The following is a 1,103-nucleotide window of genomic DNA, read 5'->3' as shown; positions in this document are numbered from 1 at the left end:
CAGGGGAGGGAGCCGGGTCCGGTGCCGGGGGCGAGTGCGGGGCCGGCGGTGAGGGGTCGCTCATCGGGGCGGCGAGGCGGGTGAACCGGAGGACGCCACCGGGCTGGAGACCGCGGGGCCGGAGACGGCCGGGCTGGACACCTGAGGGGTCGACGACCCCGGCTCGGGCGACGGGGACCTGGGCGAAGGCGACGGCGGATCGATGCCGCTCCAGTCCAGCGTGAACGCGCCCTGCTTGACGACCTTGGAACCCTTCTCCGTCACCAGGGTCACGCCGATCACCGTCGGACGCGCGCCGCCGTAGCCGTCCGGCCCTGGCAGGTCGACGGAGAAGACCGCGTCCTTGCAGCACCTGGCCTTGTCCTCGGGGTCGCCGAACGGCTTCAGGACGATCGGCTGGGTCAGCTCCGGCGCGCGCAGTTCCACGGTGCTCGGGGCGGCGGGCCAGGTCCCTTCGAAGTAGGCCGGCGTACCGGGCGCGTAACTGTGGTCCGACGCGGCGATCCGGCTCGCGCAGGCGTTGGCGCCGGATGTCGAGGCGCGCAGCACCACGCGCTCGTCGGCATGCCGCTGGTAGTAGGCGACGAAGCGGCGGAGCACTCCGTAGGCGTCGCCGTCCTTGCAGAGCTGCTCGGTGCCCGCCGGCTGGTAGTTGACGGCCCGCAGTCCGGTCGCGGCCTTCTCCGCGATGGCGAGCCCGTCGCGCTCGCCCCGCGCGGCCTTGCAGACCCCGGCCAGCCCCTCGATCACCTTCCAGGACTCGGGGGTGGCCGGGTTGCCGAGCTGCTTGGCGGGGTCCACGGCCGTCTCGTACGGCTCCTGGCACTCGCCCTGCTGGAGCAGGTCGTACGCGCTGTCGGGCTCGAGGGCCTCATCGGTGTTGGGAGACTTCGGCCCCCAGGGAAGCCAACCGGGCGGGTTGCCGCTTCCGCCGTCCTTGCCGTCGCCGCCGCTCTTGCCGTGCCCGCCGGCGTCGCCGTCCGAGCCTCCGTTCAGCCACGTACCACTCGAAGAACCGCTGGACGACCCGCTCGACGATCCGTTCGTGTCACCCCCGCCCGAGCCGCCGCCCGAGTCGCTGGAACCCCCGCCCGAGCCTCCGT

Annotated in this window: 1 pseudogene; it reads right to left on the bottom strand. The window is 73.5% G+C overall.

Annotation, left to right across the window (positions count from 1 at the left end):
• Window positions 1-60: 60 nt before the first annotated feature.
• Window positions 61-1,103: pseudogene (locus tag AOK22_RS43830) on the bottom strand (hypothetical protein); the annotation flags it as partial.

Source organism: Streptomyces silaceus, assembly GCF_001419745.1.
In the GTDB taxonomy this organism is placed as follows: Bacteria; Actinomycetota; Actinomycetes; order Streptomycetales; family Streptomycetaceae; genus Streptomyces; species Streptomyces silaceus.
This window is presented reverse-complemented; position numbering and strand designations above follow the sequence as displayed.